General features: G+C 46.9%; 11 protein-coding genes and 3 rRNA genes. 12 read left to right on the top strand and 2 right to left on the bottom strand.

Annotation, left to right across the window (positions count from 1 at the left end; translation table 11 throughout):
* The first annotated feature begins 11 nt into the window (after positions 1-11).
* The 5 genes from rpsI to AC4G47_RS26875 all read left to right on the top strand — a co-directional run bounded on the left by rpsI (position 12) and on the right by AC4G47_RS26875 (position 5077).
* Positions 12-404: a 30S ribosomal protein S9 gene (gene rpsI / locus AC4G47_RS26895; protein WP_017692105.1), complete on the top strand. Its 393-nt coding sequence runs from the start codon at positions 12-14 to the stop codon at positions 402-404.
* 782 nt (positions 405-1186) lie between these two features.
* Positions 1187-1879: a phosphoadenylyl-sulfate reductase gene (locus AC4G47_RS26890; protein ID WP_458124238.1), complete on the top strand. Its 693-nt coding sequence runs from the start codon at positions 1187-1189 to the stop codon at positions 1877-1879.
* A 23-nt stretch (positions 1880-1902) separates the two neighbouring features.
* Positions 1903-3072 carry a sulfate adenylyltransferase gene (gene sat, locus AC4G47_RS26885; protein ID WP_491103615.1) on the top strand — a complete coding sequence of 390 codons (1170 nt, stop codon included), beginning with the start codon at positions 1903-1905 and terminating at the stop codon, positions 3070-3072.
* Positions 3073-3140: 68 nt separating this feature from the next.
* Positions 3141-3896 carry an N-acetylmuramoyl-L-alanine amidase CwlD gene (gene cwlD / locus AC4G47_RS26880; protein ID WP_458124236.1) on the top strand — a complete coding sequence of 252 codons (756 nt, stop codon included), beginning with the start codon at positions 3141-3143 and terminating at the stop codon, positions 3894-3896.
* Positions 3897-3976: 80 nt separating this feature from the next.
* Entirely contained in the window at positions 3977-5077 is a 1101-nt protein-coding gene (locus AC4G47_RS26875) for an Mrp/NBP35 family ATP-binding protein (RefSeq protein ID WP_491103613.1), read from the top strand.
* 84 nt (positions 5078-5161) lie between these two features.
* On the opposite strand, the gene gerD is transcribed toward AC4G47_RS26875, so the two are convergent.
* Entirely contained in the window at positions 5162-5926 is a 765-nt protein-coding gene (gene gerD, locus AC4G47_RS26870) for a spore germination lipoprotein GerD (RefSeq protein ID WP_458124234.1), read from the bottom strand.
* Between the two features lie 125 nt (positions 5927-6051).
* Between gerD and AC4G47_RS26865 the strand changes: the two genes are divergently transcribed.
* Positions 6052-6690, top strand: coding sequence for a KinB-signaling pathway activation protein (locus AC4G47_RS26865; protein WP_458124233.1), 639 nt, complete (start codon positions 6052-6054; stop codon positions 6688-6690).
* Positions 6691-6791: 101 nt separating this feature from the next.
* Here AC4G47_RS26865 and pdaB read toward each other — a convergent pair whose 3' ends face one another.
* The gene (pdaB, locus tag AC4G47_RS26860; RefSeq protein ID WP_145326559.1) at positions 6792-7568 is read right to left on the bottom strand and encodes a polysaccharide deacetylase family sporulation protein PdaB; all 777 of its coding nucleotides are present in this window, start codon (positions 7566-7568) and stop codon (positions 6792-6794) included.
* Between the two features lie 122 nt (positions 7569-7690).
* Here pdaB and AC4G47_RS26855 point away from each other — a divergent pair, with 122 nt between their 5' ends.
* The 6 genes from AC4G47_RS26855 to AC4G47_RS26830 all read left to right on the top strand — a co-directional run bounded on the left by AC4G47_RS26855 (position 7691) and on the right by AC4G47_RS26830 (position 14558).
* Entirely contained in the window at positions 7691-8308 is a 618-nt protein-coding gene (locus tag AC4G47_RS26855; protein WP_491103612.1) for a stage II sporulation protein M, read from the top strand.
* 154 nt (positions 8309-8462) lie between these two features.
* Positions 8463-8693 carry a hypothetical protein gene (locus AC4G47_RS26850; protein WP_458124231.1) on the top strand — a complete coding sequence of 77 codons (231 nt, stop codon included), beginning with the start codon at positions 8463-8465 and terminating at the stop codon, positions 8691-8693.
* 525 nt (positions 8694-9218) lie between these two features.
* Positions 9219-10771 (top strand): 16S ribosomal RNA (locus tag AC4G47_RS26845).
* Between the two features lie 309 nt (positions 10772-11080).
* Positions 11081-14008, top strand: a 23S ribosomal RNA gene (locus AC4G47_RS26840).
* 143 nt (positions 14009-14151) lie between these two features.
* A 5S ribosomal RNA gene (gene rrf, locus AC4G47_RS26835) occupies positions 14152-14268 on the top strand.
* Together the 16S, 23S and 5S rRNA genes form the textbook arrangement of a ribosomal RNA operon.
* A 107-nt stretch (positions 14269-14375) precedes the next feature.
* The gene (locus tag AC4G47_RS26830; protein WP_491103611.1) at positions 14376-14558 is read left to right on the top strand and encodes a hypothetical protein; all 183 of its coding nucleotides are present in this window, start codon (positions 14376-14378) and stop codon (positions 14556-14558) included.
* Positions 14559-14777: the final 219 nt, after the last annotated feature.

Here is a 14777-nt window from a genome sequence, read left to right as displayed (position 1 = left end):
AGGACAGTTTCATGGCACAAGTACAATACTATGGGACAGGTCGTCGTAAACATTCGGTAGCACGTGTTCGCCTTGTACCGGGTGAAGGACGCATTGTCATCAATAAACGTGATATTAATGAATACTTCGGTTTGGAAACACTCAAACTGATCGTAAAACAACCGCTGAACTTGACAGAAACGCTCAACAACTATGACGTTCTTGTTATTGCTCATGGTGGCGGAATCTCCGGTCAAGCCGGCGCAATCCGTCATGGTATCTCCCGCGCTTTGCTGAAAGCAGATCCGGAATACCGTGCATCCCTGAAAAAAGCAGGATTCCTGACTCGTGACCCACGTATGAAAGAGCGTAAAAAATACGGTCTTAAAGCGGCTCGTCGCGCACCTCAGTTCTCCAAACGTTAATATGTATAAAAGCCTTTGGCCTTGGCCAAGGGCTTTTTTTATTTATGTATGGCTATGTGGCCATCCAATTGTTCAGCTTGATCAATGGATCTCATATCTCTCCGATGTTTTTATTTTCATGCATAGCCTTTTTAAACACCCCTAATGTTCCTCTATATGCTTCCTTTAATATGTGCGCCAATGTGCCTTAATTATCCCCTATGCCCGTTATACGTTCTCTCGATGTACTCGTTCTGCATCTTTACTACCCTATCTATTTCAGTTCCTTATAAGTCCATCTAGCCGGGCTTATGCCTATTTCCTGAATGTGTTCATATGTTGTTATCCCATTATTTTTTAGTGTTAGTTTCATCAGTTTTTCTTATGGATACGATAAAAGTCTCTTACATTTCAATTGCGACATATTGCAATCTTGCTCAGCTTAAAACTTGTTCTTCTCGTCCCTCATTTCCAATTGACCAGTGAAATTTTGGTTTTGCTCTTAGTACATGAACTTTCCAAACCCAGTAGCAGCAAAGGTTTCCAATGTCAAAGGGCAGGTTGTCACCTTCAGGGGTATTTGGTCCAAAATGATTGATTTTATCTGAATAACGGATAGATGCATAAATTGAACTAAAATATTCTCTGAAAGAGACAGTTTAAATAGACAGGAACTGATCTTTTTTTACCAGATGGTAGGCATTGACATCCCCAATGAAAGATTTATAATAAACATAATTCATATTAGATTAGTCGGTTTTATGATTGAGGAGTATTGAAATGTAGAATGGGGGAAATTCAGGATGAACTTGTTGGAGAAAGAAGAACTGGCACGGACTAAGGCAGAGGAACTGGAACATGCAAGTCCAGAGGATATTATTCGTTATGCCATTGAAACATTTCCAAATATCACTTTTGCATGTAGCTTTGGTGCAGAAGATGTTGTACTTGTAGATATGCTTCAGAAGATCAGCCCATCCACAGATATTTTTTATCTGGATACGGATTTTCATTTTAAGGAAACGTACGAGACACGCGATAAGATGCAGCAGAACTACAATCTTGATTTTGTACGTGTTTCTCCTAAGATTACTCCTGAAGAACAGGCAGCTCAACATGGAGAAGAGATGTGGAAGTCTGACCCCAACGGATGTTGCAATATCCGCAAAGTGGAGCCGCTGACACGTATTCTTTCACAGTATGATGCGTGGATTACAGGTATCCGCAGAGATCAGGCACCAACTCGTGCTAATTCGAAGAAGGTTGAGTATGATTCAAAGTTCGGCCTGATGAAGTTTAATCCAATTGCGCATTGGACGACGGAGGATGTTTGGCAGTATATTCGTGACAATAACGTAGTATATAACCCGCTTCACGATCAAAACTACCCGAGTATCGGTTGTGAGCATTGTACACGTCAAGTAATGCCTGGCGAGGACCCACGTGCTGGACGCTGGTCTGGTAATGATAAAACGGAATGTGGCCTTCATAAATAATAGATAAACAAGGAGCTGACAAGATGACATCGATTCTGCCTCATGGAGGTACGCTGGTTCAGCGTATCGTACAAGGAGAAGAACGGGAGCAACTACTGCGAGACAGTAAGGATTTATCCTCTTTGCGTATTAATACCTGGACGATATCAGATTTGGATCTGATTGGGGTGGGCGCATTCTCACCACTTCAAGGTTTCATGAATGAGGAAGATTATCTTTCAGTTGTGTCACGCATGCGTCTCGCGGATGGGACAGTCTGGAGTATACCCATTACACTTGCTGTTGACGATAAACAAGCGGCATCCCTTCAGCTTGGTGAACTTGTGAAACTTGTTGGTGATCAAGATGGGGTAACCTATGGATTGCTCGAAGTCCAAAGTATATACCAGGTGGATCAGGGTGAAGAAGCGCGACGTGTATTTAAAACAGATGATCCAGAGCACCCGGGTGTTAAAAAACTGTTGGAGCGCCCTGCAACATATGTAGGAGGTCCAATCCAAGTTCTGAATCGTCCGAAACCCGTGAAGTTCGAAGAGTTCTATTATGATCCTGAAGATACCCGGAAGATTTTCCAGGAGAAGGGTTGGAAGACGGTAGTCGGTTTCCAGACACGTAACCCGGTCCATCGGGCTCATGAGTACATTCAGAAGAGCGCTATGGAGATTGTAGATGCACTTTTCCTGAATCCGCTCGTTGGAGAGACGAAGTCGGATGATGTTCCCGCAGATGTTCGCATGAAGAGTTATCTGGTATTACTGGAGAATTATTATCCAGCTGATCGTGCGTTTCTTGGTGTGTTCCCCGCAGCTATGCGATATGCCGGACCACGAGAAGCTATTTTTCATGCAATGGTCCGCAAAAATTACGGTTGTACCCACTTTATCGTCGGTCGTGATCATGCGGGTGTAGGTGATTATTACGGAACATATGAAGCACAGGAGATCTTTACTAACTTTACAGCGGAGGAACTGGGGATTACCCCGTTGTTCTTCGAACATAGTTTCTTCTGTAAGAAATGTGGAAACATGGCTTCCAGCAAAACTTGCCCACATGATAAGGAGCACCACATGACGCTTTCCGGGACCAAAGTGCGCGGGTTGCTGCGTGACGGCCAGTGTCCCCCACCTGAATTTACACGCCCTGAGGTAGCCGAGGTGTTGATTGAAGGAATGGCGGAGCAAGTCCGATCCTAACGGTATATTTGTCCATCTTGTCCCATATAGATGATTAGAGTCATTTATAGGGACGAGGTGGTTTTTTTATGCGTAAAAATATGGGGAAGCACTTTGTAGTCTGGATCAGGTTAAAAACAATTAAAAGGGTTATGCTGAGCCTCTGTCTGTTGGCCATGTTAGTGGCAGTAATGTCCTACGAGTTACCTTCTGCAAAGACATCAGGCTACTGGAGTTTGCCAATGGCAGGTAAAGTCATTGCCATTGATGCAGGACACGGAGGTCCGGATGGAGGAGCTGTGAGTAAACAGGGGGTTATTGAAAAAGATATCAACTTGTCTATCGCTCTGTATGTGAGAGATTATTTGCAACAGGCAGGTGCCTTAGTGGTTATGACACGAGAAATTGACACTGATCTGGCTGATTCGGACACTAAGGGATACTCCAAACGCAAGACGGAAGATCTGAAGCAAAGAGTGCGACGAATAGAGGATAAGCAAGCAGACCTTTTCATCAGCATTCACATGAACAGTGTTCCTTCTAACCGATGGAGTGGAGCGCAGGTTTTCTATACACCTAACCATCCGGATAACGAAGGACTGGCCAATTTGCTTCAACAAGAGATGGTTCGTAATCTGGAGAATACAGATCGAATCGCCAAAACGGTTAACACGGTTTATCTGTTACAGGCTTTGAAGATCCCGTCAGCACTTGTAGAAGTAGGTTTTCTTTCTCATCCGGAAGAGGCACGTCTGCTTGCCGATGAAGCCTACCAACGTAAAGTAGCTGCTTCGATTTACAATGGGGTTCTAAGATATTCCTCAGGAGAACGGCCTAAAAGTTAGTCAGAACAAGAAAGGTAATGATATAATTGGAACAGCATACCTAAATTACATGCCAATAGATAAAGCTGAGGTGCTGTCTGATGTTATCAAAAGAACAGATACTTGAACTATTACAGCCATTACAAGAACCGCAATTGGGAGTAAGTCTGACCGAATTGGAATGGATTCGTGATGTTATGGTGAAAGAAAATCATGTGGCTCTGACCATGGTGACACTGGAGAACCGACCTGAGGATACAACGGCCTTGAGTGATGCTGCCCGTAATCTGTTATCCCAGCATGGATTGAAGGATGTACATATTCGCGTGCGTGCAGCTTCTGAGCATGATCGTGAGAGCCTGAATATGGGACAACCCGATGAAGAGCAAGATCGGGACGAAGTGCTCGTAAAAGGTCACGCAGCGGGTCTGGATGGACATGAACTGTTAAGTCCTGAATCAGGCGTTCGTTTTATTGCTGTGGCCAGTGGTAAAGGCGGCGTTGGTAAATCAACAGTGACGGTTAATCTCGCTGCGGCCTTGGCACGTCAAGGCAAGAAGGTGGGATTAATTGACGCTGACATCTATGGTTTCAGTGTACCTGACATGATGGGGATCGAAGAATATCCGGTTGTGGAAGATGGCGTTATTCAACCAGTTGAACGTTTCGGTGTCAAAGTTATGTCGATGGGTTTCTTTATTCGTGAGAACAACCCGGTAATCTGGCGCGGACCTATGCTTGGTCGGATGTTGCGTCAATTCTTTACTGATGTCCAGTGGGGCGAGTTGGATTATATGTTACTGGACTTGCCACCAGGTACGGGTGATGTCGCTCTGGATGTGCATCAGATGTTGCCTCAGAGCAAGGAAATTATCGTTACTACACCGCATGCAACTGCAGCTTTTGTTGCAGCGCGTGCAGGTGCCATGGCCATCCAGACAGATCATGAGTTACTTGGTGTGGTTGAAAACATGGCTTACTACGAGTGCGGCAGTTGCGGAGAAAAGGATTATGTCTTTGGTCGTGGAGGCGGGGGGAGGCTTGCAGAAAGTCTGCATACGAACTTGCTTGCCCAGATTCCTTTGGGTACTCCGGATAATCATCCTTCCGAGCCTGACTTCTCACCGTCTGTATACAAAGCAGACTCCCGTATCGGGGCCATCTACGATGAAGTCGCTCAGTCCATTGAATCCAAATTCTAACGGTGTTCGTTATAAATACAAATAAAGCCTGCGTCCATTCGGATGCAGGCTTTTTAGTTTCTAGGGTATACCAACATCTACTGTTTATGAGCCTCCACCGCTGCCAGAATCTCCACTGCCGCCACCTTCTTCGCCACCGCCACCTTCTTGGCCCTGACCTTCTTGTCCTCCTTGCTCTTGCCCCTGCTGTCCGCCACTTTCTACTTTTGGTTGCAATTCCTCCTGTACAACCTTCTTGAGCAAAGTGAGTACTTCCATACGGAATAACGGGTTTTGCATTACTTCCTGCATAACAGTCATCGTCTGTTTGCGATAATCCGGTGTCTTGGTCATATCCATGAACATCTTGGAGACCTCAGGTGACTTCATGATGTCCCCAACAGATTTTTGGTACGTGGGATCTTTAATCAATTGCATGTGAAGCTGTTTGCTTTGAGCGTTGATTGCTTTGGCAAATTCTCCAGCAAACTTTGGATCGGTCATGATTTTCTCGAATTCCTTTTGGTATTCAGGGGCGGTGATGGTATCTTTTACTGCAATACGTATTTGTTCCGAAGATTGCACAGGCATTAACATTTTCATACCAATGGTTCCCGAACCACCACCCGATCCGCCACCACCTTCTTCTGAACCTCCACCTTCGCCCTCACCGCTGGATGAGCTTTGACCTGTAAGAGCTTCCTCTACTGCTTTCTTGCCTTCATCACTTTTTAAAATATCTACAACCATCGTTTTCATCTCTTTATAACTGCCCTGAGGAGGCGAAGAACTCTGATCTGAACCGCAGCCGGCAAGCATGACGGATAGCCCCAGTACGACACAGCATAGCTGCCACAAAGGCCGTTTCATGTGTACAATCCCTCCTTGATTAGATACTGGATGTAGTATGTGATGGGAAAGGGGGAAATATGTTGAGCAATGATGGTTTTTTGCTGAGAAGGTTGGTAAAATAAACACTCGGGGGTGGAAAACATTTGAATTTACGTAAATGGTTTTTCCTGTTTTGGACAGCCTTGCTTATTGGGGCCGCGGGATCATTGGGTACGGGATTAATTATGATGCTGGTGAATGGGGAGAAGACAAATGGATTAAATGATTTTCTTCTGTATCTTCTAATCCTGTTTGGATCCGGGGTTATGATCAGCGTGTATTCACAAATGGGTTTCTTTGCATATCTGATACTGAATTATATGGGTAAAGGTGTATTTCCCAAGCGCGGTTGGCAGATCGTGCAAATTATCTTAACGGTGTTAGCTCTGCTTGACGTGATGTTTTTGCGTCTGTTTGTAGGGGGGAATCGGGAACGCATATCGGATATTGTGCTCGGTATCATTATTTTAGCAGCTGCAATTGTTACCGCTTACGTCAAGGTGAGATTGACTCATATTTCCGCGCTCGTACCGACACTCTTTTTCATGATTGCCGTCACCGTAGTGGAGACGATCGGCGTATTGCGCATTGATGTGAATGCTGCAACCATATTTATTGTGGTTCCCTTGCTCTTATGTAATGCATACCAAATGCTGATATTGCACAGGCTGGTGGATGTGTCTTCGAACCAAAGTGTAAATGAAAGTGGAAAGGCAGAGCCGTTGAAGGAAAGTCGAGCATAGATTTTATTTTGAAAATAAAAACATACCAAAAAGAGCTAACCTGGTTAGCTCTTTTCAACTTTTGCACCCCTATTTGAGCTGTCGCTCCAATAATCTAGCAATTACTGACCGCTGGCTTGGTCACGGACTTCCTTACCTTCTACACTGGAATGGTTCAGTAACTCTGACACAGTGACGAATTCATATCCCTGATTTTTTAATTTGTCGATAATGACAGGGAGTGCTTCATGAGTTTGTTTGGAGGAATCGCTGGCATGCAGCAGCACAATGTCACCTGGATGCGCTTTGCTTACTACTCGATCAACAATCGTCTGTACACCAGGGTTTTTCCAATCCAAGGAGTCAGTATCCCATTGCACCACCTGATAGTTCAGACTATTGGCTACCTGGAGCACACGCTTATCAAAGTCCCCATTGGGCAGACGCAGTAACTTCGGTTCTTTTCCCGTTAAATCGGTTAAAATGCTATGAGCTGTCGAAATTTCTTTGCGAATTTCTTCCTCGGTCAGGCTGCTGTAGTTTTCATGTCTATGTCCATGGCTGCCAATCTCATACCCTGCATCTTTGATAGCTGTGACAATCTCGGGGTGTGTCTTGCTCCAGGGGGAGGAAAGGAAAAAGGTGGCCTTCTGCACTTTATTCTCCTGAAGAACTTTCAGAATCGGTTCAGTCCGTTTATCACCCCAGCTAATGTCAAAGGTTAGTGCAATCACCTTCTTCTCGGTTGGAACGCTGTAGACGGCTGATGGTGCTTCTTCCGAGAATACGGAGACATTGCCGCTCTCCAGATAGATAATACCGATCGCAAAGACGGCAGCAACCAGGACAATCAGGTAACGTTTAATCTTTTTGCCGCTAAATACATAGAACGAGTTCATTTCAATAAGCGCCCCTCTCCCATAAGAAATGCTTGTTTACTCTCCAATGTATGCTCGTACTGCCCAGTTATTCATCACTAATCCTTGTTTGTCCATCATTTTAGATTCTACAGGAGGTTATTATGTTAAAATTCAGTACATTTCTTAAAGATCTTGGGTCCATCCGTAGTGCATTGATCTGGTCCGTAGTTTTATTTGCTGCAGGAATAGGGGCAGGATGGGTGAGCACAGGTCCACTAGAGGAATTATTGTTAAACCAAATTGGGGGCTTACGAGAGGTCAGTGAACGGCTGGAGCAGGGGGGCAATGTGCAATGGAACTTCTTCCTGTTCATCTTTTTCAATAATGCGATCAAAAGCGTACTTGTCATCTATGCCGGTATATTCTTCGGAATCCTGCCGGTTATCTTTCTGTTAATCAATGGTATGGTCCTTGGATTTGTAGTGCACACCACGATGAATTATGGGGCAAGCTTTTATGATATTGTGGTTAAGGGCTTACTTCCACATGGCATTATTGAGATTCCGGTTATCATCATTGCTTGTGCATTCGGACTGAAGTTTGGTGGGCTGGTTATCAAAAGTCTTGTCCGACTTGGAAGTGACAAACGAAATACGATTGGTACACGGTGGAGAGTATTCATGAACAGAACGTTAACCGCATCCTTCTGGGTTGTCATCTTGCTTCTTGTTGCAGCAATCATTGAAAGTACACTTACATATGCTCTGGTGAGAGGATAAAATTTTGTGATGGTCGGCATTCATAAATTTTCAGAAAGTTGACCATAACAATAAAACGGGTTCCAGCAGCACCCACAAAAAGCGAATACAAAGGGTGTTGCATGAAACTGAGTAAGTGTAATTAAAGAGGCTATGCACAAAAAGGAGAACTCTAATGCTGGGTATGTTGTTTAACGAGAAGGAATGCAAGGAACTAGACTACGTGCTGCGTAAAGAGTTAGATGAAATGCTGTTCGATCTAAGTGATAATCGTCTTGACCAAGAGATCAAATATGCTATCGCGAGCCGATATAAGACTGTGTTCCGTATGTATGCACGCTTTGCCCCGCCAAAAGAGTTGTCCAAGTATGCAAGAGGTGGGAAGCTGAAAAAGTCGAAGCTGTAATGATTAAGCTGGTCATATATTAGCTGTATAGTAGTGGAAGTGAGGTGCGGCTCTTAAAAGTGGGTGCTGTACCTCTGAACCATGATCATAGCGAATTTGTCATAAGGGTTAAACTATTTGTCGAAAAAGGGTTGACCTTTCTAAATTCATATGGTAAATTAATTTTCGTTCCTTTTTTAGGAGCGGTTCACTGAAACAAGCATGAAAATAAAGTGATTTAAAATAATCGAAAAATAATGCTTGCAAAGAGAACTTCAACATGATATATTATAAAAGTCGCCGCTGAAACGACGACAACATGAAAGACAGCAACAAATTGAATGTTTGATCTTTGAAAACTGAACAACGAGTGAGTAAACATTCTGCTTGCAGAATGAACGCGAAAGATTGAAACAAGCCTCGGCTTGGATCGACTGGAGCGCAAATGAGATTTTTAATCTCGTCAGATTCAAAATGAGCTTATCGCTCTTTTCAAATATTTGAGATGATTTTCATAGCGTTTAACCGCGCTACTGAAATTCATCTTTATTGGAGAGTTTGATCCTGGCTCAGGACGAACGCTGGCGGCATGCCTAATACATGCAAGTCGAGCGGACTTGAAGAGAAGCTTGCTTCTCTGATGGTTAGCGGCGGACGGGTGAGTAACACGTAGGCAACCTGCCCTCAAGTTTGGGACAACTACCGGAAACGGTAGCTAATACCGAATAATTGTTTTCTTCGCCTGAAGAGAACTGGAAAGACGGAGCAATCTGTCACTTGGGGATGGGCCTGCGGCGCATTAGCTAGTTGGTGAGGTAACGGCTCACCAAGGCGACGATGCGTAGCCGACCTGAGAGGGTGATCGGCCACACTGGGACTGAGACACGGCCCAGACTCCTACGGGAGGCAGCAGTAGGGAATCTTCCGCAATGGGCGAAAGCCTGACGGAGCAATGCCGCGTGAGTGATGAAGGTTTTCGGATCGTAAAGCTCTGTTGCCAGGGAAGAACGCTTGGGAGAGTAACTGCTCTCAAGGTGACGGTACCTGAGAAGAAAGCCCCGGCTAACTACGTGCCAGCAGCCGCGGTAATACGTAGGGGGCAAGCGTTGTCCGGAATTATTGGGCGTAAAGCGCGCGCAGGCGGTCATTTAAGTCTGGTGTTTAATCCCGGGGCTCAACCCCGGATCGCACTGGAAACTGGGTGACTTGAGTGCAGAAGAGGAGAGTGGAATTCCACGTGTAGCGGTGAAATGCGTAGATATGTGGAGGAACACCAGTGGCGAAGGCGACTCTCTGGGCTGTAACTGACGCTGAGGCGCGAAAGCGTGGGGAGCAAACAGGATTAGATACCCTGGTAGTCCACGCCGTAAACGATGAGTGCTAGGTGTTAGGGGTTTCGATACCCTTGGTGCCGAAGTTAACACATTAAGCACTCCGCCTGGGGAGTACGGTCGCAAGACTGAAACTCAAAGGAATTGACGGGGACCCGCACAAGCAGTGGAGTATGTGGTTTAATTCGAAGCAACGCGAAGAACCTTACCAGGTCTTGACATCCCTCTGACCGGTACAGAGATGTACCTTTCCTTCGGGACAGAGGAGACAGGTGGTGCATGGTTGTCGTCAGCTCGTGTCGTGAGATGTTGGGTTAAGTCCCGCAACGAGCGCAACCCTTATATTTAGTTGCCAGCACTTCGGGTGGGCACTCTAGATAGACTGCCGGTGACAAACCGGAGGAAGGTGGGGATGACGTCAAATCATCATGCCCCTTATGACCTGGGCTACACACGTACTACAATGGCCGGTACAACGGGCTGCGAAATCGCGAGATGGAGCCAATCCCAACAAAGCCGGTCTCAGTTCGGATTGCAGGCTGCAACTCGCCTGCATGAAGTCGGAATTGCTAGTAATCGCGGATCAGCATGCCGCGGTGAATACGTTCCCGGGTCTTGTACACACCGCCCGTCACACCACGAGAGTTTATAACACCCGAAGTCGGTGGGGTAACCGCAAGGAGCCAGCCGCCGAAGGTGGGATAGATGATTGGGGTGAAGTCGTAACAAGGTAGCCGTATCGGAAGGTGCGGCTGGATCACCTCCTTTCTATGGAGAATCGTTTCCCGCGTGGAAACATTCAAATACGCAGCTTAGCTGCAAAACACTCACTCGTTGCTCAGTTTTGAGAGCTCAAACTCTCAAACAGCTTGCTTTTGCATGGAGCTTGTTCTTTGAAAACTAGATATCGAAACGAAAGTAAATGCGAATTAGAACATTCCTTTTTAGCTGAACTTGTGTAAACAAGTTTCAATAAAAACGGTAGTTAATTGCTTTTGCGATGGTATTGAATGGGAGTGACTTTTGGCTTTGCGCAAGCAAAACAAGGGAAGCGAGCAGTCAAAACCGGAGTAATATGGTTAAGCTACTAAGAGCACACGGAGGATGCCTAGGCGCTAGGAGCCGATGAAGGACGTGGCGAACAACGAAACTGCCTCGGGGAGCTGTAAGCAAGCTTTGATCCGGGGGTGTCCGAATGGGGAAACCCAGCTGGGGTAATTTCCAGTTACTCACAACTGAATACATAGGTTGTGCAGAGGCATACCAGGGGAACTGAAACATCTAAGTACCCTGAGGAAGAGAAAACAATAGTGATTCCGTCAGTAGCGGCGAGCGAACGCGGAGAAGCCCAAACCAGAGAGCTTGCTCTTTGGGGTTGTGGGACGTCTCACATGGAGTTACAAAGGAACCGGTTAAGCGAAGAGGTCTGGAAAGGCCCGCCAAAGAAGGTAAAAGCCCTGTAATTGAAAGTTGGTTCCCTCCGAGACGGATCCCGAGTAGTGCGGGGCACGTGAAACCCCGTATGAATCCGGCAGGACCATCTGCCAAGGCTAAATACTTCCTAGCGACCGATAGTGAAGCAGTACCGTGAGGGAAAGGTGAAAAGCACCCCGGAAGGGGAGTGAAATAGAACCTGAAACCGTGTGCTTACAAAAAGTCAGAGCCCGTTTTAGGGGTGATGGCGTGCCTTTTGTAGAATGAACCGGCGAGTTACGTTCCCGTGCAAGGTTAAGGTGAAGAGCCGGAGCCGCAGCGAAAGCGAGTCTGAATAGGGCGAATTAGTACGTGGACGTAGACCCGAAACCGGGTGATCTACCCCTGTCCAGGGTGAAGGTGCGGTAACACGCACTGGAGGCCCGAACCCACGCATGTTGAAAAATGCGGGGATGAGGTGGGGGTAGCGGAGAAATTCCAATCGAACTCGGAGATAGCTGGTTCTCCCCGAAATAGCTTTAGGGCTAGCCTCGGAAAACAGAGTCGTGGAGGTAGAGCACTGATTGGGTGCGGGGCCCGCAAGGGTTACCAAGCTCAGTCAAACTCCGAATGCCATAGACTTACTTCCGGGAGTCAGACAGTGAGTGCTAAGATCCATTGTCAAAAGGGAAACAGCCCAGACCATCAGCTAAGGTCCCCAAGTGTGTGTTAAGTGGGAAAGGATGTGGAGTTGCACAGACAACCAGGATGTTGGCTTAGAAGCAGCCATCATTTAAAGAGTGCGTAATAGCTCACTGGTCGAGTGACTCTGCGCCGAAAATGTAACGGGGCTAAACACACCACCGAAGCTATGGCTTGATACGATGTATCAGGGGTAGGGGAGCGTTGTATAAGGGTTGAAGGTGTACCGTAAGGAGCGCTGGACATTATACAAGTGAGAATGCCGGTATGAGTAACGAAAAGATCAGTGAGAATCTGATCCGCCGAAAGCCTAAGGGTTCCTGAGGAAGGCTCGTCCGCTCAGGGTAAGTCGGGACCTAAGGCGAGGCCGAAAGGCGTAGTCGAAGGACAACAGGTCGAAATTCCTGTACCACCGTAAGCCGTTATGAGCAATGGGGGGACGCAGTAGGGTAGTGACGCGGACTGATGGATGTCCGTCTAAGCAGTAAGGCTGATGTGTAGGCAAATCCGCACATTGTAAGGCTGAGCTGTGATGGGGAGTGAAAATTACAGTAGCGAAGGTCATGATCTCACACTGCCAAGAAAAGCCTCTAGCCAGGTGATGGTGCCCGTACCGCAAACCGACACAGGTAGGCGAGAAGAGTATTCTAAGGCGCGCGGAAGAACTCTCGTTAAGGAACTCGGCAAAATGACCCCGTAACTTCGGGAGAAGGGGTGCCCCGGTAGTGTGAATAGCACGAGGGGGCCGCAGTGAAAAGGCCCAAGCGACTGTTTAGCAAAAACACAGGTCTGTGCGAAGCCGTAAGGCGAAGTATACGGGCTGACGCCTGCCCGGTGCTGGAAGGTTAAGGGGAGTGGTTAGGGAGTAATCCCGAAGCTGTGAACCGAAGCCCCAGTAAACGGCGGCCGTAACTATAACGGTCCTAAGGTAGCGAAATTCCTTGTCAGGTAAATTCTGACCCGCACGAATGGCGTAACGACTTGGGCGCTGTCTCAACGAGAGATCCGGTGAAATTTTAATACCTGTGAAGATGCAGGTTACCCGCGACAAGACGGAAAGACCCCATGGAGCTTTACTGCAGCTTGATATTGAATTTGGGTACGATCTGTACAGGATAGGTGGGAGCCTTTGAAGCAGGAGCGCCAGCTTCTGTGGAGGCAACGTTGGGATACCACCCTGATCGTATCTAGGTTCTAACCTGGTACCGTAATCCGGTGCGGGGACAGTGTCAGGTGGGCAGTTTGACTGGGGCGGTCGCCTCCTAAAGAGTAACGGAGGCGCCCAAAGGTTCCCTCAGAATGGTTGGAAATCATTCGAAGAGTGCAAAGGCATAAGGGAGCTTGACTGCGAGACCTACAAGTCGAGCAGGGACGAAAGTCGGGCTTAGTGATCCGGTGGTACCGCATGGAAGGGCCATCGCTCAACGGATAAAAGCTACCCTGGGGATAACAGGCTTATCTCCCCCAAGAGTCCACATCGACGGGGAGGTTTGGCACCTCGATGTCGGCTCATCGCATCCTGGGGCTGAAGTAGGTCCCAAGGGTTGGGCTGTTCGCCCATTAAAGCGGTACGCGAGCTGGGTTCAGAACGTCGTGAGACAGTTCGGTCCCTATCTGTCGTGGGCGTAGGAAATTTGAGAGGAGCTGTCCTTAGTACGAGAGGACCGGGATGGACGTACCGCTGGTGTACCAGTTGTTCCGCCAGGAGCACCGCTGGGTAGCTATGTACGGAAGGGATAAACGCTGAAAGCATCTAAGCGTGAAGCCCCCCTCAAGATGAGATTTCCCAGTATGTAAGACCCCTTGAAGACGACGAGGTAGATAGGCTGGGGGTGGAAGTGCAGCAATGCATGGAGCTGACCAGTACTAATCGGTCGAGGGCTTATCCAATTGCAAGTGATAATTCGCATGTTTCGTTTCGAATCTAGTTTTCAGGGAACAATCTCTGAAATGAAAATCGGTACATCACAGAACGTGTGTATGATTTTCAGTTCCATATCTGATTTCAAGAAGCTATGCTTCGACAAATCGCGTTTGGTGGCGATGGCGGAGGGGTTCCACACGTACCCATCCCGAACACGACCGTTAAGCCCTCTAGCGCCGATGGTACTTGGACCGCAGGGTCCTGGGAGAGTAGGACGCCGCCAAGCAATATGAAGACACACTTGATGATATCGAGTGTGTCTTTTTGTTTTACTATTTTATATCGGGAAACAACTAACTTTACAGATAAGACGGTATCAAGACCTTCACTTATATGAAGACTCTAGTGCAATCAAGCAAGGACGATGAGAAGACTAAGGAGACAAAGACTAAACAACTTGAACAGCAGATCAAGCAGATTGAGGCACAGATTGCCAGCAAAGCTCTCAAGGAGCCGGTACAGCCGTTGCGAAGGATGCGCCACCTGCCCAACCTCTGTCCAACGGATTGGGTCTAGCTACACCTAAGGAGATTGCAAACGCAACGACAGACAGTAATGGCCGATTTGATATACGCATCTAATTACATCTAAGTTAGAAAAAAACAAAGCCCTGACCGATCTATATGGATCGTGCAGGGCTTCATGTATTTGTTTATTTAATTATTTATGAGGTCTACCTACATTCTATCTACGTTCTATTTATCTTCTATCTGTTGCCGTTATACTATCTGTTAA

Source organism: Paenibacillus sp. Negev47, assembly GCF_058313655.1.
The sequence above is the reverse complement of the archived record's forward strand: the minus strand, read 5'-3'. Positions and strand labels throughout refer to the sequence as shown.

What these genes read in the sequence shown, in the direction of transcription:
- pdaB (WP_145326559.1), bottom strand. Translation starts at nt 7,568, where the DNA reads ATGAACTCGTTCTATGTATTTAGCGGCAAAAAGATTAAACGTTACCTG.
- AC4G47_RS26890 (WP_458124238.1), top strand. Translation starts at nt 1,187, where the DNA reads ATGAACTTGTTGGAGAAAGAAGAACTGGCACGGACTAAGGCAGAGGAA.
- AC4G47_RS26830 (WP_491103611.1), top strand. Translation starts at nt 14,376, where the DNA reads ATGAAGACTCTAGTGCAATCAAGCAAGGACGATGAGAAGACTAAGGAG.
- sat (WP_491103615.1), top strand. Translation starts at nt 1,903, where the DNA reads ATGACATCGATTCTGCCTCATGGAGGTACGCTGGTTCAGCGTATCGTA.
- AC4G47_RS26855 (WP_491103612.1), top strand. Translation starts at nt 7,691, where the DNA reads ATGTTAAAATTCAGTACATTTCTTAAAGATCTTGGGTCCATCCGTAGT.
- AC4G47_RS26850 (WP_458124231.1), top strand. Translation starts at nt 8,463, where the DNA reads ATGCTGGGTATGTTGTTTAACGAGAAGGAATGCAAGGAACTAGACTAC.
- AC4G47_RS26875 (WP_491103613.1), top strand. Translation starts at nt 3,977, where the DNA reads ATGTTATCAAAAGAACAGATACTTGAACTATTACAGCCATTACAAGAA.
- cwlD (WP_458124236.1), top strand. Translation starts at nt 3,141, where the DNA reads ATGCGTAAAAATATGGGGAAGCACTTTGTAGTCTGGATCAGGTTAAAA.
- gerD (WP_458124234.1), bottom strand. Translation starts at nt 5,926, where the DNA reads ATGAAACGGCCTTTGTGGCAGCTATGCTGTGTCGTACTGGGGCTATCC.
- rpsI (WP_017692105.1), top strand. Translation starts at nt 12, where the DNA reads ATGGCACAAGTACAATACTATGGGACAGGTCGTCGTAAACATTCGGTA.